The organism is Streptomyces antimicrobicus (assembly GCF_020532625.1).
In the GTDB taxonomy this organism is placed as follows: Bacteria; Actinomycetota; Actinomycetes; order Streptomycetales; family Streptomycetaceae; genus Streptomyces; species Streptomyces antimicrobicus.
The window spans coordinates 13441-34067 of sequence record NZ_JAJAUY010000041.1 but is presented as its reverse complement, the minus strand read 5'-3'; the positions used below and the strand labels follow the sequence as shown (position 1 = coordinate 34067).

Here is a 20627-nt window from a genome sequence, read left to right as displayed (position 1 = left end):
CCCCACCCTCCGCCCCCGTCCCCCCGGGCCGGGCTCGGCCGCGAGGGGCGGCCGGGTACGCCTGGGGCCCCGGCCCGGCCAAGGTGGCGGGGCCGGGGCCCGGGCCCCGTCGTGGTGCGCGCGGCCCGGGACACCCTGGCCGCCGCGCGACCTATTCGCTGGCGATCGCGTTCAGCACGTTCATCCGCCCCGCCCGGAACGCGGGAACCAGCGCCGCGAACAGGCCCACCAGGGCCGAGCCCGCGAAGACGCCCAGGATGGTCGGCCACGGGATCTGCAGGACCTTCATGCCCTCCAGGGCCAGCAGCTGCTGCGCCGTCGCGCCCCAGCCCATGCCCAGTCCCAGGCCCAGCAGGGCGCCGAAGAGGGCGATGACCACCGACTCCAGGCGGATCATCCGCCGCAGCTGGCGGCGGGACAGGCCGATGGCCCGCATCAGGCCGATCTCCCGGGTCCGCTCGACCACCGACAGGGCCAAGGTGTTCACCACGCCCAGGACCGCGACGATGATCGCCAGGGCCAGCAGGCCGTAGACCATGTTCAGCAACTGGCCGACCTGGTCCTTCAGCAGCTGCTTGTAGTCGGTCTGGTCGAGCACCTTGTACTGCGGGTACGGCGCCAGCGCCGCCTTCAGCGCCGTGTAGGCGCTGTCGCCCTTGCCGCTCTGGGCCTTGCCCAGCAGCATGAACGGCCGCGGCATCCGGTCGGCCGGCACGTACTGCTCGGCCGTCCTGGTGCTGATGTACATCGCGCCCTTGTCGAGGTTGCCCTCGTCCTTGGTGATCGCCGCGACCTTCAGCTTGGCGCTACGGCCCTCCGCGAAGGCCACCGTCAGCTCGTCGCCGACCTTGACGTGGTGGGCGGCGGCGTAGTCCGAGCCGACCGCCATGCTGCCGGCGGCGTACGCGTCGGCGTGCTGCCCGGCGGTCGTCTTGCGGCGCACGTCCTCGGCGTACGTCGGGTCGGTGACGCTCAGGCTCTCCTCGACGGTGGAGCCGTCGGGCGCGGTGACCTTGGCGTCCAGACCGCGGTACGCGGTGACGTGCTGGAGTCCGGGCACGCCGCGCATGGCCTGCTCGGCCTGCGGCACCACCGGCTGCCCGGTCTGGGACTGCACCATGAAGTCGGCGCCGACGGTCCGGTCGAGTTCGTCGGTGGCGGAGGCCACCATGGAGGAGCCGACCACGGACAGGCAGGCGACCAGCGCCAGTCCGATCATCAGCGCGGCGGCCGTGGCCCCCGTACGGCGCGGGTTGCGCAGCGCGTTGCGCTCGGCGAGCCGGCCCACCGGGCCGAACGGCCGCAGCACGACACCGGACAGCACCCGCACCACCCCGCCCGCCAGCAGCGGGCCGATCACGATGAAGCCGATCAGGGTGAGCACCACGCCCAGGCCCAGCCACAGCGAGCCCGGACCGGCCGTGGCGGCCCGCGTGGTGAGGAACAGGGCCGCGCCGCCGGCGGCCGTGAGGACCAGGCCGAGGACGCCGCGGACCAGGCCCGCCTTGCGGTCGCCGGGGGTGCCGGCGTCGCGCAGGGCGGCCATCGGGGAGACCTTGCCGGCGCGGCGCGCCGGGACGTACGCGGCGACGACGGTGACGACGACGCCGAGCACCAGGCCGACGACCGGGGTGGTCCACAGGACCGTGAGGTCGTCCAGGGAGAGGTTCATGCCCATCTGGCCCATCAGCTTCATCAGGCCGACGGCCAGGCCGATGCCGGCGCCGATGCCGAGCAGCGAACCGAACACGCCGAGCAGCAGGGCCTCGGTGAGCACCGAGCGGTTGATCTGGCCGCGGTCGGAGCCGATGGCGCGCAGCAGGCCGATCTCGCGGGTGCGCTGGGCGACCAGCATCGAGAAGGTGTTGAAGATCAGGAAGATGCCGACGAGGAACGCGATGGCGGCGAAGCCGAGCATCACGTACTTCATGACGTCGAGGAAGGCGCCGACGTCCTTGCGTCCGGCGTCCGCGGCCTCCTTGGCGGTCTGCAGCTTGTACGTGTCCGCGCCGAGCGCGGTGGACAGGTTCGCCTTGAGCCGGTCGGGGGAGACGCCGTCCTGGGCGGTGACGTTGACGTGGGTGAGCAGCCCGGCCCCGCCGAGCAGCTTCTGCTGGGCCGTCGCCATGTCCAGGTGGATCAAGGTGGCGCCCGGGTTGGTCACCTTGAAGGTGGTGATGCCCGTGACGGTGGCCCGGAAGTCGCCGGGCAGGGCGATGATCCGCAGCTCGTCACCGATCTTCAGCTGGTGCTTGCGGGCGGTGTCGGCGTCGAGCATCACCTCGGTGGGCCCGCGCGGCGGGTGGCCGGAGCTGACCTCGACCGACTTCAGCTCAAGGTCGTTCCAGCTGGCGGCGATGGTCGGGGCGCCGGAGGTGGGACCGATGTCGTTGTTGCGGGAGTCGACCACCGTGACGGACATGGAGACCACGCTGCCCTCGGCGGACCGCACGCCCGGCACCTTGGCGACCTTGTCCACCGTGTCGGCGGGGACGGTCTCGGGCCGGCCGCGCTGCGGGTTCTCCTCGCCCGACCCGGGCGCCGCGGCGCTGACGGTGACATCGGCGCCGGTGGTCGCGAACAGCTTGTCGAAGGTGGTGTTCATGGTGTCGGTGAACACCAGCGTGCCGCACACGAAGGCGACGGAGAGCAGGACCGCGACGGCCGAGAGCGCCATCCGCCCCTTGTGCGCGAGGACGTTGCGCAGGGAGGTCTTCAGCACGCTCACGAGGTCCGCCCGCGCGCGTCGAAGTCCTTCATGCGGTCCAGGACCTGGTCGGCCGTCGGGTTCCACATCTCGTCCACGATCCGGCCGTCGGCCAGGTACAGCACGCGGTCGGCGTAGGAGGCGGCGACGGGGTCGTGGGTGACCATCACGATGGTCTGGCCGAGCTCGTCGACCGAGCGGCGCAGGAAGCCGAGCACCTCGGCGCCGGCCCGGGAGTCCAGGTTCCCGGTCGGCTCGTCCCCGAAGATGATCGCCGGCCGGGCGGCCAGCGCCCGGGCCACGGCCACGCGCTGCTGCTGGCCGCCGGAGAGCTGGGTCGGGCGGTGCCGCAGGCGGCCGGACAGGCCCACGGTCTCCACCACCCGGTTCAGCCACTCCGGGTCGGGCTTGCGGCCCGCGATGTCCATGGGGAGGGTGATGTTCTCCAGGGCGTTCAGCGTCGGCAGCAGGTTGAAGGCCTGGAAGATGAAGCCGATCCGGTCCCGGCGCAGCTGGGTGAGCTTCTTGTCCTTCAGGCCGGTGATCTCGGTGTCGGCGAGGTGGATCTGCCCGCTGGAGACGGTGTCCAGACCGGCCAGGCAGTGCATCAGGGTGGACTTGCCGGAGCCCGACGGGCCCATGATCGCCGTGAACTGCCCCTGGTGGATGTCCACGTCGACGTGGTCCAGGGCGACGACACGGGTCTCACCGGAGCCGTAGGCCTTGACGACCTGCCGTGCCCGGGCCGCGACGGGCACGGCTCCCCCCGTACCGCCGTGCCTGGTTTCGGTCATTGCCGTTGTCACGGTCTTCTCCTCGTCGTCCTGTCCGGTGTGCCTGCGTCGTCGCTCGGCGAGAGTCTGTGGCCTGCGGGCCGACCGCCGCGCTGGGGCGCGACCCCGTCTTCGGCGGGGGGTTGTCCCCACCCCCGGGCCCGTAGGAACCAGTTAAGAACCGGCCGGAAACCGTTTCCTCATCCACCGGGACGAAGGACCCCTGGGCCGTTGTGAGGACCGTCCCCTAGGGGTCCTCACCCCTGCGGCGGACGTGAGATGGGGGATTCCGTCGGGTGCGCGGCGGTGAGAAGGTGTTCCCCGCACCTGCGTGCACAGTGAAAGGATCTTGGTGACTGCGGGGGAGAGCACCGGCGGCGCGGGCGGCGGCAGCGGCAACGGCAACGGCAACGGCGGCAGCAGCAACGCCAGCGGCAGCGGCAGCGGTACCAGCAGCAGCGGTACCAGCAGCAGCGGCAGCAGTACGGACGCCGGCCCGGGCCGGCCGGCCCCGGCCGACCACCCGGGCCGGGCGCCCCGCCCGCGTACCGCGGTGGTCGCCGCGCTGATGCTCACCATGGGCCTCGCCGCCCTCGAAGGCACCATCGTGGCCACCGCCGTCCCCCAGATCGTCGGCGACCTCGGCGGCTTCTCCGTCTTCTCCTGGCTCTTCTCCGGCTACCTCCTCGCGGTCACCGTCAGCCTTCCGGTGTACGGCAAGCTCTCCGACACCTTCGGCCGCAAGCCCGTCCTGCTGTTCGGCATCGCCCTGTTCCTGGTGGGCTGCCTGCTGTGCTCGGTGGCCTGGAACATGGCGGCACTGATCGCGTTCCGTATCGTCCAGGGGCTCGGCGGCGGCGCCCTGCAGGGCACCGTGCAGACCCTGGCCGCCGACCTGTACCCGCTCAAGGACCGCCTGCGGATCCAGGCCCGCATGTCCACGGTGTGGGCCACCTCCGCCGTCGGCGGCCCGGCGCTCGGCGGACTGCTCGCCGCGTACGCCCACTGGCGGTGGATCTTCCTGATCAACCTGCCCGTGGGGGTGGTGGCCCTGTGGCTGATCCACCGTCACCTACGGGAGCCCGCCCGCACCCCGGCCGCCCCGCGCGGCCCGATCGACTGGGCGGGGGCGCTGGCCGTCTTCGCCTGCGGCGGCACTCTGCTGTTCGCCGTGGTGCAGGGCGGGGTCGCCTGGCCCTGGCTGTCGGCTCCCTCACTGGCGCTGCTGGCCACGAGCGCCGCCCTCGCGGTGCTCGTCGTACGGATCGAACGCCGGGCCGAGGAGCCGGTGCTGCCCGGCTGGGTGTGGCGCCGGCGGACCATCGCCGCCGTCAACCTCGCCATGGCCGCCCTCGGCGTGGTCATGGTCGCCCCGGTGGTCTTCGTCCCCACCTACGCCCAGAGCGTGCTCGGGCTGGACCCGATCAGCGCCGGCTTCGTGATGTCCGGCATGACCCTGAGCTGGCCCGTCACCGCCGCCCTGAGCCAGCACGTGTACCGGCGCATCGGCTTTCGCAACTCCGCGGCCCTCGGCATCGGGCTGGCCGCCGTCGTGCTGTTCTCCTTCACCCTGCTGCCCCACCCGGCGCGGCCCTGGCAGCCCGCGCTGATCATGCTGCTGCTGGGCGCGGCGCTCGGGCTGTTCCAGCTGCCGCTGATCGTCGGGGTGCAGTCCACCGTCGGCTGGGGCGAGCGCGGCACGACCACCGCCTCGGTGCTGTTCTGCCGCCAGGTCGGACAGAGCCTCGGCGCCGCCGCGCTCGGCGCGGTCGCCAACCTCACCATCGGCGCCCGGCTCGCCGACGCCGCCGTGCCGGGCCTGCCGACCCGGCTGGACGACGTCTCCCAGGCCCTGGACCGGCCGGACCTGGTACCGGCGGCCGCCGCCGAACAGCTGCGCGGCGCGGTGGCCACCGCCGTGGACCACATCTTCCTCGGCGCGAGCGCGGCGGCGGTGGCCGCGCTGCTCGTCCTGCTCGTCGTCGCACCGCGCCGCTTCCCGGTGCTGCCGGAGCAGCGGGAGGACTGAGCCGGGGCGCCGAAGGCGGGTCGGGGTGCGGGGCGCCGAAGGCGCCGCGGTGTGCGGGGCGGCGGCGGCGCGACGGGCCGCCGGGCGCGCGGCGGTGTGCGGGGTGGCGGCTTGTCATGTCCCCGGTAGCACGATACGACTGCGGAGACCGACAACGGGGGGAACACACATGCTTTCGGCACTCTGGGCACTCGCCGCCCTGGCGGCCCTGGCCGGGCCGGCCCTGCTGCGCCTGCGCCGCGCCCCGGCCTTCCTGACCGGCCGCGACGGGCGGCTGTCCACCTCCACCACCCTGGCGTTCGCCTGGACGGTGATCCTGGTCTGGCTGCTGGTGACGATCCTCGGCTACGGCCTGGTCGCCGGCGGCGGCACCTCGTACTTCCACGGCCCCGACGGCCCGCTCTCCTCCCTCACCACCGTCTACCTGCCGCTGCTCGGCGGCCCCTACGTCGCCCTGATCGCGGCCAAGGCGGTGGTCGGCATCCGGGTGCAGCACGGCACCCTCAGCAAGCCCGCGCTCCGGCCCGGGGCCCGACCCACGGCCCGCGACCTGATCGCCAACGACGGCGGCCGCACCGACCTGGTCGACCTCCAGTACGTCGTGCTCAGCGCGGTCACGATGGCCTACGTCGTCGCCTTCTTCCTCGCGGACGTCCGCGCGGGCCTGCCCGACCTGCCCGACCAGATCTGGGCGCTGACCGGCGCGCCCGCGGGCGCCTACCTGGTCAACAAGCTGGCCGCCCGGCCCAACCCGGTCATCACCCGCGTCACCCGCACCACCGAGGGCTTCGTGATCGAGGGCGGCGGCTTCGACGCCGACACCACCCACGGCAACCCCAAGGTCACCGTGGACACCCTCCCCCCGGTCGTCGCCACCCCCACCCCGGACGGCACCCTCTTCGTCCCGTCCCAGGGCACCTCCCCGGACACCCCGGCCACCCTCCACGTCACCGCCCGCGGCCTCCGCAGCGACCCGTACCACTACACCCCGAACCCCTGACACCCCCGGCACCACAACCCCCACCCGCCACCGCGCCACCCGGCCGGGCCGACCACGGCCTACCCCCGAACCCGCCCGCGCCCTCCGGGCCACGGCCCTCCCGCCGAGCCGCGACACCGGGGCCGAAACCAGACCGCGCAGCAGACCCAACCGGCTCCCCGCCAGCCGGCGGACACGCCGCACGCGGCGGGCGGACGCCGGCCGCCCCGGCCCCCGCCCCGCGGCCCGGCGCCGGGGACCGGGCGGCCGTTGGCGGGGCCGCGTGCGTACGGGCTCGCGGCGGAGCCGTGCGGGTCAGCCTTCGGCCGGGGCTCGGCCTGTGAGGGCGGCCAGGCTGGCGCGGACGTGGTCCATGTGGGCCCGGATCTCCTCCTGGGTCGCCGCGTGCTCCCGCAGGAGCCGCTCCGTCTCGCGGGCCACGCGCTCCTCGCGCACCCGCGCCTGCGCCAGGAGTTCCTCGGCACGGGCCTCCGCCTCGTCCTGGCTGTGCCGGGCGGACTCCTCGGCCTCCGCGTAGGCGCGCCGCGCCTCCGCCAGCCGGCCCTGGCCGTACCGGTCCCACTCCCGGTCCCGCGCGTCGGCCTCGGCCTCACGCCGGGCGTACTCGCGTTCGGCCGTCTCCCAGCGCTCCCGCCGCTCCGCCTCCTGCTCGGCCAGCAGCGCGTCGCAGCGCCGGCGCATCTCGTCCAGCGCCGCCTGCCCCTCGCCCACCCACGCCGCCGCGTCCTGCCGGGCCGCCCCCCGCACCTGGTCGGCCTCCTGCTCCGCCCGCAGCAGCGCCTGCCGGATCCGGACCTCCGTCTGCTCCCGCACCGCCTGCGCGTCCTGCCGGGCCAGCTCCGCCACCCGCTCCGCGTGCGCCTCGGCCGCACCCGCGATCGCCACCGCGTCGGCACGGGCGTCCGCCCGTACCGCGTCGGCCTCCTCCAGCACCAGCGCCAGGATCCGGCGGGCGCGCTCGCTCAGGTCGTCGTACGTCTGCGGCGCGAGCGCCGCCACCGCCTCCTGCAGCCGCTCCGCCTCGGCCTCCATGCGCCGGGCCAGCACGGTCAGCCGGGCCACCCGCTCCCAGGCCTCGTCCCGGCTCCCGGACAGCCGGGCCACGGCCCGGTCGACCTCGTCCGGGCGGTACCCGCGCCCGCGGACGGTCGCGAAACCATGGGGTGACATGGGTGCACTCATCGGGGAAGCGCCTCTCTGCCGGGGCCGGTGCGCGTCGATTCCTGTCAAGGATGCGTCATTTGCCCCTGGAAGCGGCAATGGCCGGGCCGCAACCCCCGTAACGAGGGTCGCGGCCCGGCCACCCGGACGGCGCCGGCCACCCCGACGCCGCCCCGCTCAGCCGGACCCCACCGGGCCCGGGCCGGCCCGGTGCGAAACGCCCCGGGCCGCGACGGTCAGAGCAGGCCGTCCCACATCTGCTCCACCAGCACCGACCACCAGCTCTCCGGCGAGGCCAGCGCCGCACTGTCCAACCCCGCCAGGTTCGCCTGGAAATCGACGGTCCAGCGGCCCGCCTGCTCCGGCGTCAGATGCAGCCGCAGACGCCACATGTGACCCAGCATCGCCAGCGACCGCGCGAACTGCGGCAGGCTGGAGTTGACGAACTGCGGCGCCACCGGCGCCCCACCCGGACCACCCTCCACCGGCACGGCCACGATGTGCGCCGTCCCGTACTGCACGCACAACGCCTTGCCGAAGTCGCTGCCGATCACCAGGTACGAACCCGCGTCCGAGGCCGGCTGCACCTGGCGCTGCGCGGCCAGCTCCGCCAGCGTCGGCACCGGCTGGCCCGGCTGGGCCTGCGCCCAGAAGAACGGCCCCATGTCCAGCGGCAGCCCCGCCCACACCAACGTGTGCGCGACGATCTCCGGCACACCCTGCCGGGACACGGCCCGCTGGTCGTACCGGAACACGCCCTGCGGGCCGAACGCCGCCAGCAGCTCCTGCCCGATCGCCTCCATCGGGACGGCCGGCTGCAGCGGCACCTGCGGCAGCGGCGCCCGCACCGGCGCCGGGCGCGCCGGACCGTCGGCGACCTGGTGCAGCTCCCCCTGATGGGTGAGCAAGTGCCGCATGCCCGCCTGACGGCCGGCGTGGTCCTTGCCGTACGGCGCCACGCTGGTGATCCGCACCTGCGGCCAGGTCTCGCGGATCATCCGCGCGCAGTAACCGCCCGGCAACTCGCACGACTCCAGCTCCGTGTGCAGCTCCAGCACCTGCTGCGGCGGCACGTTCATCGCGCGCAGCTCGTGCAGGATCTGCCACTCCGGGTGCGGGGTGCCGGGCGCCGAGCGGCGGATGATCTGCTGCTCGGAGCCGTCGGGCGCGCGGTAGCGCAGCACGGCCTGGTAACCGGGCCCGACCGTGGGCACGCCCGGCTGCGCCGGAGCCGGCGCCGGAGCCGGCGCTCCTGCCTGCGGCGCGGGCGCCGGGGCCGGAACGGGCGGCGGGACCTGCCCGGGCCCGGCCATCATCGTCGGGGCGTGGTCGAGCCCGGCACCGCCAAGGCCGCCGGGCGCGGCCGGGGCACCGGGAGCCCCGGCACTACGCGGGGCACCGGGAGCGCCGGGGGCTCCGGGCGGCCCCGGAGGAGCCGGCGGGCCACCCACCGCGGGCCCGGCCAGCATCGTCGCCGCATGGTCCAACCCACCACCGAGCGAACCAGGCGCACCAGGCGGCCCAGGAGGCGCCACCGGCGCACCAGGAGCACCAGGAGCCGGAGGCGGACCGGGAGGCGCGGGCGGACCACCCACCGCGGGCCCGGCCAGCATCGTCGCGGCATGGTCCAGCCCACCGCCGCGGGCCCCGCCGAGGGACCCGCCGGGCACGCCGGGAGGACCAGGCGGCGCAACGGGCGCACCAGGAGCACCAGGAGCCGGAGGCGGATCGGGAGGAGCCGGCGGACCACCCACCGCGGGCCCGGCCAGCATCGTCGCCGCATGGTCCAACCCACCACCGAGCGAACCAGGCGCACCAGGCGGCCCAGGAGGCGCCACCGGCGCACTAGGAGCACCGGGCGGCCCAGGAGGCGCGGACGGCGCAGCAGGAGCACCAGGCGGCCCAGGAGGCGCAGGCGGACCACCCACCGCAGGCCCGGCCAGCATCGTCGCCGCGTGGTGCGGGGCACTCGGAGGCACAGGCGCACCAGGGGCTCCCGGCGGGCCGGGGGGCACAGACGCGGGCTGCGCCCCGGGCGGACCGGCGGGGCGTTCGGGCTCCGCCCTGCCGGTGGAGGCGTTCGCGAAGTCGATGTCGATGTCGAGAGCCGGAGCCACGGCCGTGGCGGGCAACTGGCTGCCCCCGGGCAGGAGCGTGGTCTTGGCCTCCGACCCGGCGCCGGGCGCCGCGTCGTCGTCGAAGTCCGACCCGGACAACGGCGGCGCGAACACCGTCGCGGGCAACGGCACCGAGGCGTCGTCACCCCCGGTCACATCGGTCCCCGCCCAGGGCGTCTCCCCACCCGCGGCCGGGAACCCGGACCCGGGCGCACCCCCACCCGAACCGGTCGACCCCGGCGCGTCCGGGAACGCCCCGGCACCGGAACCGGCAGACCCCGGCGCGTCCGGGAACGCCCCGGCACCCGGCGCGGGCGTCCCGCCGGCCGGCGCACCGGACACCGGCACACCGGACACCGGCGTACCGGACACCGGCGTGCCACCCGGCACGGCCGCACCGTCCGACGCCGCACCGCCCGACTGCGCACCAGCCGACGCCGCACCGGCCGATCCCGACACCCCGACACCCGACGCAGGCACCGACGAGTCCGGCGCACCCGGGAAGGCGTCCGCCCCACCAGGGGCCGACCCACCACCGGGCACCCCCGGCACCGCCGCCCCACCGGACGGAGTCCCCGCCGACGCCGAAGCCACACCCGCAGCCGCACCCGAAGCCGCATCCGCAGCCGACACCGGCCCCCGAGCGGCAGAACCACCCGGAATCCCCTGGGCATCCGCCGCCGCCTGCAACCACTCCGGCGGACTGAGCATGAACGACGTCTGCTCCGAGTCGATCCGCGGCGGCGGCACCGACACCTCCGGCACCCCGGCCGAGGCCACCCCGTACTCCTCCTCGTACCGCCGGATCACCTCACCCACCGGCAACCCCGGCCACAACGTCACCTCACCGCTGTCCCGCGCGATCACCAACCGCTGCCGGCCACCACCGGACACCGGCCCCGTCGGCCGGTCCTCCGCCCACACCACGAAACCGAGACCGAACTCCCGCACCCGCACCTCACGGTGCTGGTACGCCGGCACGTCCCCGTTGATCCACTCCTCGGCGCGCTCCTGCGCCTGCGCGAACGTCACCACGACCCGATCACCCCTCCACCGCGACCGGAACCGAACGCGCGAATCCGCCGTCCACCATCAGACCGGCCACCGACTCCAGCTCCGGCGGATTCCCCGCCAACCGTTCGAGAAAGGCGTCGAAATCGGAACCGCACGGCAACAGCAGCCGCTCCACCCGCTCCTGCACCGTCCAGCCGTCCTGGTCACGCGCATCGTCGAACGGGGAGAACCACACCGAGCCCAGCCCCTCACCCCTCACCTTCACCGCCAGCAACCCGCCCTGCACGAACGCCACCCCCAGGTAGTCCTTCGTCAGGTGGTCCCGCAAACACTTGTTGACGTACACCAGGTCGTTCACCGCCGCCTCCTCACGCACCGTGAAGAACGGCTGGTCCACCAGCAACCCCAGCTCCACGTCCAACGCCGCACCCACCGGCGCACAACCACCCGCCGCCTTCAAGAACGCCCGGTACGGCTCCGGCAACCGGTAACCCAGGTCCTCCTCCACACCCTGGACCTGCGCCTCCGACACCGACACCACCGTCTTCGGCAACGCCAGGTGCACCGGCCGCGCCTCCTGCAACGGCCGCGTACCCCGCTTCGACCGGTCCACCGGCGCCGTCGCGAGCCCGGCATGATGCCGCAGCAACGCCTTGACCTCCACCGGAACCAGCTCCAGCCGACGCGACCCCGCCACGTGGTGCCACGTCCAACCGTGCGGCGTCGCCACCGCACCCACCGTGTCCCACAACTCGTGACCCGCCGCACGCATCGCCGCGTTCGCCGACACATAGTCCGTCAGCCGCAGCTCGTCCACACCGAAACCCTCCGGCGGCTCGGCGATCTCCACCGCCGCCCGGGCATAAGCGGAGAAGTCCGGATGACCGTTCCCGTCCATCCGCACCCCCTGAGGATGCCGCGCGGCCCGGACCGGGTCCGGAAAGTGCACGACCTGCCCCGAGTACGCGGCATTGGGTGGCGCGGCCTGCTGCCCGAGCCGACCTGTCGTCATGGCGGTAGCCCCCTGCTGGATCTGGCTGATTCACCCCAGCCTATGCGGTCCCGCAACCGGCCCACCCGCCCCCGACACCCGCACACCCCCCACCCGCGCACAGACCACCGGCACGGGCCAGGAACATCCGAATTGATACGAATATTCGACCCCGCTTCCGCACGACAGGGGACATTTGGCAGGCTGTCCCCTCAGCACGGGGGCGTGCGCACAGCGGCAGACCACCGCAGCCACGGGAGGAAGAGCGCGACCATGCAGCACACGGCGACAGCACCACGCACCGACACGCCGGCCCACGACAGCACCGCCGGCGACCCCCGGCTGCGCTGGAGCACCACCGACGGCCCCGCCGTACCCGTACTCCGGTTCCGCCGCGACGGCATCCTCCCCACCATCGCCGCAGCCCTCTCCGTCCGCGGCGAAACCCTCACCAGCACCGCCGGCAAAGGCGACCGCCCACCCACCCTCCACCCCCTCGTGCAGGACTTCCTCGACACCCTCACCAGCGGCCAACGAGAACGCTTCACCGGCCGCTGCCCCGAAGCCATCCTCATCTCCCGCCACCTCACCACCGTCGAAGGCGCCCGCAGCAAACGCGCCTCCCGCAAACCACTCACCCCCGGCGAAGCCCGCCGCGCCCTCAAACACGCGAAGATCACCGCCCGCCGCATCCGCGAGGACGGCGACCCCCTCCACGGCAGCTACGCCCCGCCCTGCCGCTCCTGCGACGCCCTCCTCGCCCACTTCGGCGTACGACCCGTCGACCTCACCACCCCCGAGAAGTGATGACCACCGCCTCAGCCTCCTACGACCGCTCCTCGGCCACCCGCTTCCCCCACACCGTCGACACCGCCCTGCGCACCGCCGGCTGGGAACCAGGCCGCTGGGACATCAAACAGGCCGAGTACTGGGCCGACGCCCTCCGCGACCACACCACCGCAGCCGGCCACCGCCACACCGTCTTCCCCGCAGCCGTCGAAGCCTGGGCCGAATTCGGCGGACTCACCGTCACCGCACCCGGACCCGGCCGCCAAATAGCACCCACCACCCTCAGGCTCGACCCCCTCACCGGACTCCACCTCGCCCGCACCCTCGCCGACCTCGGCCGCGCCCTGTCCACCGAACTGTGCCCCCTCGGCACCGAAGCCGACGGCAACGCCCACCTCGCCCTCGACGCCACCGGCCGCGTCTACTCCATCGACCACACCGGCGACTGGTACCTCGGCGCCACCCTCGACGAAGCCCTCACCACCCTCCTGACCGGCCTCCAACCCGCCCGCCTCACCACAGGCGACCAGCCGCCCCGCTGAACCCCGCAGGCCACAACCGGCACACGGGCCGACCACCGGCCCGTGCGCCCACCCACCGGCCCCCCGAGCCCCCGGGCCCCCGGCCGCCGGCCCGCCGACCCCCGGCCCACCGACCTCACGGACCCGGCCCACCGACCCCCGGCCCACCGACTCCCACCCCCGGGACCACCGGCCCGCGACCACGGACCACGGGCCACCGACACCACCCGCGGCCCCTACGCCACCTCCGCCGCCCCCGCACCCGGCAGCACCGCCGACACCCGAAAACCACCCGCATCCGTCGGACCCGCCACAAACACCCCACCCAACCCCAGCACCCGCTCCCGCATCCCCACCAGCCCATTGCCCCCACTCGGCAACCCCGGCTCCGGCACCCCGCCGTCACACGGACGACCGTTCTCCACCTGCACCGCCACCTCACCACCCCGATGCGCCACCCGCACCACCACCTCCGCCCCCGCGGCATGCTTGTGGCAATTCGTCAACGCCTCCTGCACCACCCGGTACGCCGCCTGCTCCACCTCCGCCGCGTACACCCCCGCCTCACCCCGCACATCCAACTCCACCCGCATCCCCGCAGCCCGCGACTGCCCCACCAACGCCCGCAACTCCCCCAACGTCGGCCCCTCCTCCCCCACACCAGCCGACCCACCGCACGACACCGACCGCACCGCCGCCGCCACCCCGGCCGCCTCCCGCACCGGCACCGCCGCCACCCCCGACACCACCCCCGACGACGGCTGCGGAGCACGCAAGACACCCAACATTTCCCGCAACTCCGTCAATGCCTGCCGACCCATGTCCCCCACCAACGCCGCATTCCGCCGCGCCTTCTCCGGGTCCTTCACGGCCACCGCCTGCAACGCCGCCGCATGCACCACCATCAACGACACCCGATGCGCCACCACGTCGTGCATCTCACGCGCGATCCGCGTCCGCTCCTCCTGCCGCGCCCACTCCGCACGCTCCTCCGCCCGATCCGCAAGCAGCGACAACTCCCGCTCCAACGAATCCGCACGCTCCTGCAAACTCTCCAGCAACCGACGCCGCGCACCCATGTACAGGCCGTACAGAACCGGCGGCACATTCAGCGCGACCGCGATGAACACCGCGAGCGTCGCCACGTAACCGGGCCCGACCTCACCGTTCACGTCCGCACGCGTCCGCACCCACATCACCACGAACGTCGCCACGAACGACATCGACGTCAGCGTGACCGTGATCCGCCGCGGCACCTCCGACGCGGCCACCGTGTACAGCCCCACAAGGCCCAACAGGAAACCGATCGCCGCCGGCGCCACCGCGATGCCCACCAGCACCACCGCCACCGGCCACCGCCGACGCAGCACGAGCGTCGCCCCCACGAGCGCCGCGAGGACCACACCCACCGCCGTCGGCACCCCGGCCTCACCGGCGACGGCCACACCCTCCCAGCCGCACTCCAGGGCCGACACCAGCCCCAGCCCCACATCCAGCACGGCCTCCCCAGGCCGCCCCCACCACAACGGCCCCGCGCGAACCCCTTCGCCCTGCCGTTCCCCCGTACTGGTCATGCCCACCAGCGTACGGGCGGGCCCCCGCCGCACCGGCGGCTTATCACACACACTCCGGAGATGCGCCCAAATCCGCGACCATCGCACATACGACTGAATCATCCGGATTTCATGGCAGGAATACCGAATTCCGGACGCACCGTAGCCCCCATGAAGGCAAAAACCGACCTCCAGGCCAGGGCCCGCGAGCTACGCCTCCAGGGCCGCACCTACAACGAGATCACCGCCGAGCTGGGCTGCGCCAAGAGCTCGGTCTCCCTCTGGGTCCGCGACCTGCCGACGCCCGCACGGCGCGTCGAGCAGGGCAAGCAGGCCGCCCGCGCCCGCTGGGACCGCGAGCTGGCCGCACGGGACGCCGCCCGCCAGGAGACCAAGCGGGCCGCCGCGGCGGAGATCGGCACCCTGACGGAGCGGGAGCTGTTCCTCATCGGCGTCGGGCTCTACTGGTCCGAGGGAGCGAAAGACAAGACCTACGATCGCCGCGAGCGGGTGATCTTCGTGAACAGCGATCCGGGCATGATCAAGGTCTACCTGACCTGGCTTCGCCTGCTGGGCGTGGACCCCGAGAAGATCCACTTCAGCGTCACGATCCACGAGACGGCAGACATTCCGGCCGCCGAGAAGTTCTGGGCCGATCTCGCCGGGATCGACCTCGCCGATCTGGGCACGACCGTCATCAAGCGCCACACCCCGACGACCCTGCGCAAGAACACGGGGGAGTCCTATCGCGGGTGTCTCACCGTCCGAGTGCGGCAAAGCGCCGAGCTTTACCGTCGCATCGAAGGCTGGTGGTGCGGCATAGTAGGGGCTGCATACGAGGCCGATCTTCTGAATCGGACATAACGGCTATCCCGGGTCGTCTAAGGGCAAGACGTCAGATTTTGGTTCTGATCATGGGGGTTCGAGTCCTCCCCCGGGAGCATGCGTGGCCGGGCCCCGACCGTCACGGTCGGGGCCCGGCCTCGTTCACGGCCCCCGACCCCCCGGTATCCTGCACGGGTCCACCACCCGAAGCCGAAGGGCACACCCGTGAGCGCCAACCGCCCGGCAGCCGTCGTCGTACTCGCAGCGGGTGAGGGCACCCGCATGAAGTCGGCCACTCCGAAGGTTCTCCACGAGATCTGCGGGCGTTCGCTCGTCGGTCACGTCGTCGCCGCCGCCCGTGAGCTGGACCCGCACGACCTGGTCGTCGTCGTGGGACACGCCCGGGAGCAGGTGCAGGCGCACCTCTCCGCCGTCGACCCCGGTGTGCGCACCGCGGTGCAGCACGAGCAGAACGGCACCGGTCACGCCGTCCGGATGGCTCTGGAGGAGCTCGGCGGGGCGGTCGAGGGCACCGTGGTCGTCGTCTGCGGTGACACCCCGCTGCTGACCGCGCAGACCCTGTCCGCGCTGGTGGCCACGCACGACGCCGACGGCAACGCCGTGACGGTGCTGACGGCCGAGGTCCCGGACTCGACCGGTTACGGCCGCATCGTGCGCGATGTGGAGTCGGGCGCGGTGAAGGCGATCGTGGAGCACAAGGACGCCACGGATGCGCAGCGTGCGATCCGGGAGATCAATTCGGGTGTGTTCGCGTTCGACGGTGCGCTGCTGGCGGATGCGCTGGGGAAGGTCCGTACGGACAACAGTCAGGGTGAGGAGTACCTGACGGATGTGCTGGGGATCTTGCGTGAGGCGGGTCATCGGGTGGGTGCGTCGGTGGGGAAGGACCACCGGGAGATCCTGGGGATCAACAACCGGGTCCAGCTGGCGGAGGCGCGTGCGCTGCTGAATGCGCGGCTGCTGGAGCGGGCGATGCTCGGTGGGGTGACGGTGGTGGATCCGGGCAGTACGTTCGTGGACGTGACGGTCGGTTTCGGTCAGGATGCGCTGATCCATCCGGGTACGCAGCTTCTGGGTGACACGTATGTCGGTGAGGGCGCGGAGGTGGGTCCGAACACGCGCCTGAGGGATACGCGGGTGGGTGCCGGTGCGCGGGTGGACAACACGGTGGCGGACGGTGCGGTGATCGGTGAGTTCGCGAGTGTGGGGCCGTTCGCGTATCTGCGGCCGGGTACGTCGTTGGGTGCGAAGGCGAAGGCCGGGACGTACGTGGAGATGAAGAACGCGTCGATCGGTGAGGGTACGAAGGTGCCGCATCTGTCGTACGTGGGTGATGCGACGATCGGTGAGTACACGAACATCGGTGCGGCGAGTGTTTTTGTGAACTATGACGGTGAGCACAAGCACCACACGACGGTCGGTTCGCACTGCAAGACGGGGTCGGACAACATGTTTGTGGCGCCTGTCACGATCGGGGACGGTGCGTACACGGCTGCCGGCTCGGTGATCACCAAGGATGTGCCGCCCGGTGCGCTGGCTGTGGCCCGTGGTCAGCAGCGCAATATCGAGGGTTGGGTGGCTCGTAAGCGTCCGGGTAGTGCTGCTGCGCAGGCGGCGGCGTCGGCGGTTCCGACGGACTCCGACGCGCACTGACCGGAAACAGGTAGGCCGGGGACGGCGTACCGTGATAGTGCACGCAATTCGGCTGGTTCGCCGTGCGCGGGACGGACGCGCATGGGGCCGAGCAGCTTTCAACACGTCTGAGGAGACAGTGCTGTGACCGGGATCAAGACGACCGGCGAGAAGAAGCTGATGCTCTTCTCCGGCCGCGCCCACCCCGAGCTGGCCGAGGAGGTCGCGCATCAGCTGGGTGTCGGTCTGGTGCCGACGAAGGCTTTTGATTTCGCCAATGGTGAGATCTATGTCCGCTTCGAGGAGTCGGCGCGGGGTGCGGACTGCTTTGTGATCCAGAGCCACACGGCTCCGATCAACAAGTGGGTCATGGAGCAGTTGATCATGATTGACGCGCTGAAGCGTGCGTCGGCGCGTTCGATCACGGTGATCGTTCCGTCGTACGGGTATGCGCGGCAGGACAAGAAGCACAAGGGCCGTGAGCCGATTTCGGCGCGTCTGGTGGCGGATCTGCTGAAGACGGCGGGTGCGGACCGGATCTTGACGGTGGACCTGCACACGGATCAGATCCAGGGGTTCTTCGACGGTCCGGTGGATCATCTGTCGGCGCTCAACGTGCTGGCGGACTATGTCGGTGCGAAGGTGGACCGGAGCAAGCTGACGGTGGTGTCTCCGGACGCGGGCCGGGTGCGTGTGGCGGACCGTTGGTGCGACCGGCTGGATGCGCCGCTGGCGATCGTGCACAAGCGTCGTGACAAGGACGTCGCCAATCAGGTGACGGTGCACGAGGTGGTCGGTGAGGTCAAGGGCCGCGTCTGCGTGCTGGTGGACGACATGATCGACACCGGTGGCACGATTTGTGCTGCGGCCGAGGCGCTGTTCGCGCACGGTGCGGAGGATGTGATCGTGACGGCGACGCACGGCATTCTGTCGGGGCCGGCTGCGGACCGTCTGAAGAATTCGAAGGTGAGCGAGTTCGTGTTCACGAACACGCTGCCGGATCCGTCGGACCTGGAGCTGGACAAGATCACGGTGTTGTCGATCGCTCCGATGATCGCTCGTGCGGTGCGTGAGGTCTTCGAGGACGGTTCGGTGACGAGCCTGTTCGAGGAGCAGCAGTAGCGGGGACGAGGGTCGTGTAGATCCTTTTTTGGTGTGGCCTCCCGGCCGGGTAGACTCATCGGGTTGCTCGGCGAGGGAGGCCGCACGCGTGTGCGTGGCGGTTCTCCGTTATCGACGCGCTCTTCGTAGCAGGCCGTTTGGTGGCCGGGTGACCTTGTCCGTATCCGTCACCCCACGAGGAGTGAACATGTCCGAGGTGAAGCTTTCCGGCTCGCTGCGTACCGACTTCGGTAAGGGCGCTGCCCGTCAGGCGCGTCGCGCGAACCTGACGCCGACCGTGATCTACGGTCACGGCCAGGACCCGAAGCACGTCAACGTCGAGGCGCACGCGCTGATGATGGCGCTGAAGACCCCGAACGTCCTGATCTCCCTGGACATCGAGGGTGCGGGCACCGAGCTGGTGATCCCGAAGGCCGTGCAGCGTCACCCGCTGAAGCCGGTCATCAACCACGTGGACTTCCTCGTCGTGAAGAAGGGCGAGAAGGTCACGGTGGAGGTTCCGGTGCACGCCGAGGGTGAGCTGGCTGCGGGTGGGAACCTGCTGGAGCACGTGCTGAACACCCTGTCGGTCGAGGCCGAGGCCACGCACCTGCCGGAGGCCGTGACGGTGTCGGTGGAGGGTCTGGAGGCGGGCGCGTCGGTGCTCGCGAAGGACGTCACGCTGCCGTCGGGTGTCACTCTGGTGACGGACGCGGACGCGGTCGTGCTGCAGGTGCTGGCGGCGCAGGCCGAGGAGCCGGCCGCGGAGGAGACCGAGGAGGCCTGAGTCCTCTCGGTACCACGTTGCTGACCGACCGCCGTTCTGCTCCTGTCGGAGTGGGGCGGCGGTCGTCTTGTGTGAGGAGCGAGCAGAGTGTCGGACGAGTCGAGCCCGTGGCTGGTGGTCGGGCTGGGTAATCCGGGTGCCGAGTACGCGGGGAACCGCCACAACATCGGTTTCATGGTGGTGGATCTGCTGGCGGAGCGGATGGGTGGCAGGTTCAAGGCGCACAAGGCGGGTCGTGCGCAGGTGGTGGAGGGCCGTGTGGGTCCGCCGGGGCCGGCGGGTCGGCGGGTGGTGCTGGTGAAGCCGATGTCGTTCATGAATCTGTCGGGTGGCCCGGTGACGGCGTTGCGTGATTTCTACAAGGTGCCGCTGGAGCGGGTGGTGGCGGTGCACGACGAGTTGGACATCGATTACGCGACGTTGCGGTTGAAGCTGGGGGGTGGGGACAACGGCCACAACGGGTTGAAGTCGATCACGAAGTCGTCGGGGGCGGGGTATCACCGGGTGCGGTGCGGTATCGGGCGTCCTCCGGGTCGGATGCAGGTGGCGGACTTCGTGTTGAAGGATTTTTCGTCGGTGGAGCGCAAGGAGCTGGACTGGTTCGTGGACCGTTCGGCGGATGCGGTGGAGTGTCTGGTGGTGGAGGGGTTGGAGCGGGCGCAGTCGGCTTACAACTCCTGATGCTGGTGTGATCGTTTTTTCGGGTGGTGCGTAGCGGCTTGACCGTGGCGGCGGGGATCAGCATGCTGAGCTGCCGCCCCCCACGGTTGGTCTCCCTCGTACACCTGAGGTTCCGCTATGCCCATATCGAGGCTTCATCGGGCGGCTGTCGTGCTGCCTGCCGCTGCTTGTCTGCTGGTCGCGACGCCTGCGTTCGCGGCTGATTCGTACACGGTTCCGCTGCACCAGCAGGTGCCTTTGACGGCTGCGGGGTTCGGTGAGCACGAGGCGAAGTGCGCCTCGGTTCCGGCGTCGCAGGACGGCTGGCACTTCATCGCTCCGGGCAATCCGAAGGCGGTTTCCTTCGTGAAGCTGACGGTGACCTTCGAGCCTGGTGGGCAGCAGGTCGTGACGTCGTTCGGGCCGCCGAACGCGAACCACGCGTACGTGGCGTCGGCGCCGGGTGCGAAGCTGACGTCGGCGGTGGCCGAGGTGCGGGGCGGGGCGTTGTCGTGGTTCAACTTGTCCCACACGTGTCCGGCGGTTTCGGGGCCGGGTGCGTCGCCGTCGCCGAGCGTGTCGGCGTCTGCGTCGTCCAAGCCGTCGCCGTCGGTGTCGCCGTCGGTGTCGGTGTCGCCGTCGTCGTCGGTGTCGCCGTCGGGTTCGGCGGGGCCGAAGCCGTCGGGTTCGGTGAGCGGGTCGCCGTCGTCGGCGGCGCCGGTGTCGTCGGCGCCGGTGCCGTCGGGTTCGCCGTCGTCGCCGTCGGGTGGTCTGGCGAAGACCGGTTCGGACGCGCCGGTCGGTCTGCTGGCCGCGTTGGCGGGTGGGCTGATCGCGGTGGGTGCGGCGTTGACGGTGCGGCGGCGTCGGGCGATGCGGTAGTGCTGTGGTGAGGAAGCCCCCCGTCGCCGGGAGACCGGCGGCGGGGGGCTTCGTCGTGGGTGGG

16 protein-coding genes and 1 tRNA gene are annotated in these 20627 nt (G+C 72.1%); 11 read left to right on the top strand and 6 right to left on the bottom strand.

What is annotated here, in order from left to right; translation table 11 throughout:
• Positions 1 to 151: 151 nt before the first annotated feature.
• Positions 152 to 2728 (bottom strand): ABC transporter permease, encoded by a 2577-nt coding sequence (locus LG632_RS13370; RefSeq protein WP_226727243.1) that lies wholly within the window; start codon positions 2726 to 2728, stop codon positions 152 to 154.
• Positions 2725 to 3501, bottom strand: a complete 777-nt coding sequence (locus LG632_RS13365; RefSeq protein WP_264201759.1) for an ABC transporter ATP-binding protein — start codon at positions 3499 to 3501, stop codon at positions 2725 to 2727. Before LG632_RS13365 ends, LG632_RS13370 begins: the two co-directional genes overlap by 4 nt.
• A 331-nt stretch (positions 3502 to 3832) precedes the next feature.
• On the opposite strand from LG632_RS13365, the gene LG632_RS13360 reads away from it, so the two are divergent.
• Both LG632_RS13360 and LG632_RS13355 read left to right on the top strand, forming a co-directional pair.
• Positions 3833 to 5509 (top strand): MFS transporter, encoded by a 1677-nt coding sequence (locus tag LG632_RS13360; protein ID WP_226727241.1) that lies wholly within the window; start codon positions 3833 to 3835, stop codon positions 5507 to 5509.
• Between the two features lie 169 nt (positions 5510 to 5678).
• Complete coding sequence (locus tag LG632_RS13355; RefSeq protein ID WP_226727240.1) at positions 5679 to 6509, top strand: hypothetical protein; 831 nt, start codon at positions 5679 to 5681, stop codon at positions 6507 to 6509.
• Positions 6510 to 6803: 294 nt separating this feature from the next.
• Here the strand turns inward: LG632_RS13355 and LG632_RS13350 are convergent, their stop codons facing one another.
• The 3 genes from LG632_RS13350 to LG632_RS13340 all read right to left on the bottom strand — a co-directional run bounded on the left by LG632_RS13350 (position 6804) and on the right by LG632_RS13340 (position 11813).
• Positions 6804 to 7679 (bottom strand): coiled-coil domain-containing protein, encoded by an 876-nt coding sequence (locus LG632_RS13350; RefSeq protein ID WP_226727239.1) that lies wholly within the window; start codon positions 7677 to 7679, stop codon positions 6804 to 6806.
• A gap of 227 nt (positions 7680 to 7906) precedes the next feature.
• Positions 7907 to 10822 carry an SUKH-4 family immunity protein gene (locus LG632_RS13345; RefSeq protein ID WP_226727238.1) on the bottom strand — a complete coding sequence of 972 codons (2916 nt, stop codon included), beginning with the start codon at positions 10820 to 10822 and terminating at the stop codon, positions 7907 to 7909.
• Positions 10823 to 10829: 7 nt separating this feature from the next.
• Entirely contained in the window at positions 10830 to 11813 is a 984-nt protein-coding gene (locus LG632_RS13340) for an SMI1/KNR4 family protein (protein ID WP_226727237.1), read from the bottom strand.
• Between the two features lie 252 nt (positions 11814 to 12065).
• On the opposite strand from LG632_RS13340, the gene LG632_RS13335 reads away from it, so the two are divergent.
• Positions 12066 to 12599, top strand: coding sequence for a YwqJ-related putative deaminase (locus tag LG632_RS13335; protein ID WP_226727236.1), 534 nt, complete (start codon positions 12066 to 12068; stop codon positions 12597 to 12599).
• Positions 12599 to 13123, top strand: coding sequence for an SUKH-3 domain-containing protein (locus tag LG632_RS13330; RefSeq protein ID WP_226727235.1), 525 nt, complete (start codon positions 12599 to 12601; stop codon positions 13121 to 13123). The genes LG632_RS13335 and LG632_RS13330 overlap by 1 nt, the downstream gene beginning before the upstream one ends.
• A 215-nt stretch (positions 13124 to 13338) precedes the next feature.
• Here the strand turns inward: LG632_RS13330 and LG632_RS13325 are convergent, their stop codons facing one another.
• Positions 13339 to 14676, bottom strand: a complete 1338-nt coding sequence (locus LG632_RS13325; RefSeq protein WP_226727234.1) for a sensor histidine kinase — start codon at positions 14674 to 14676, stop codon at positions 13339 to 13341.
• A 150-nt stretch (positions 14677 to 14826) separates the two neighbouring features.
• Between LG632_RS13325 and LG632_RS13320 the strand changes: the two genes are divergently transcribed.
• From LG632_RS13320 to LG632_RS13290, 7 genes are all read left to right on the top strand, one after another.
• Entirely contained in the window at positions 14827 to 15519 is a 693-nt protein-coding gene (locus LG632_RS13320) for a hypothetical protein (RefSeq protein ID WP_308108366.1), read from the top strand.
• Positions 15520 to 15525: 6 nt separating this feature from the next.
• A tRNA-Gln gene (locus LG632_RS13315) sits at positions 15526 to 15596 on the top strand.
• Between the two features lie 109 nt (positions 15597 to 15705).
• Positions 15706 to 17154 (top strand): bifunctional UDP-N-acetylglucosamine diphosphorylase/glucosamine-1-phosphate N-acetyltransferase GlmU, encoded by a 1449-nt coding sequence (gene glmU, locus LG632_RS13310; RefSeq protein ID WP_226727233.1) that lies wholly within the window; start codon positions 15706 to 15708, stop codon positions 17152 to 17154.
• Between the two features lie 123 nt (positions 17155 to 17277).
• Entirely contained in the window at positions 17278 to 18255 is a 978-nt protein-coding gene (locus LG632_RS13305; protein WP_226727232.1) for a ribose-phosphate diphosphokinase, read from the top strand.
• Positions 18256 to 18442: 187 nt separating this feature from the next.
• On the top strand, positions 18443 to 19021 hold the full coding sequence (locus LG632_RS13300) for a 50S ribosomal protein L25/general stress protein Ctc (RefSeq protein ID WP_226727231.1): 579 nt from the start codon (positions 18443 to 18445) through the stop codon (positions 19019 to 19021).
• Between the two features lie 87 nt (positions 19022 to 19108).
• Positions 19109 to 19702 carry an aminoacyl-tRNA hydrolase gene (gene pth, locus LG632_RS13295; RefSeq protein ID WP_226727230.1) on the top strand — a complete coding sequence of 198 codons (594 nt, stop codon included), beginning with the start codon at positions 19109 to 19111 and terminating at the stop codon, positions 19700 to 19702.
• A 117-nt stretch (positions 19703 to 19819) separates the two neighbouring features.
• On the top strand, positions 19820 to 20563 hold the full coding sequence (locus LG632_RS13290; protein ID WP_226727229.1) for an LPXTG cell wall anchor domain-containing protein: 744 nt from the start codon (positions 19820 to 19822) through the stop codon (positions 20561 to 20563).
• Positions 20564 to 20627: the final 64 nt, after the last annotated feature.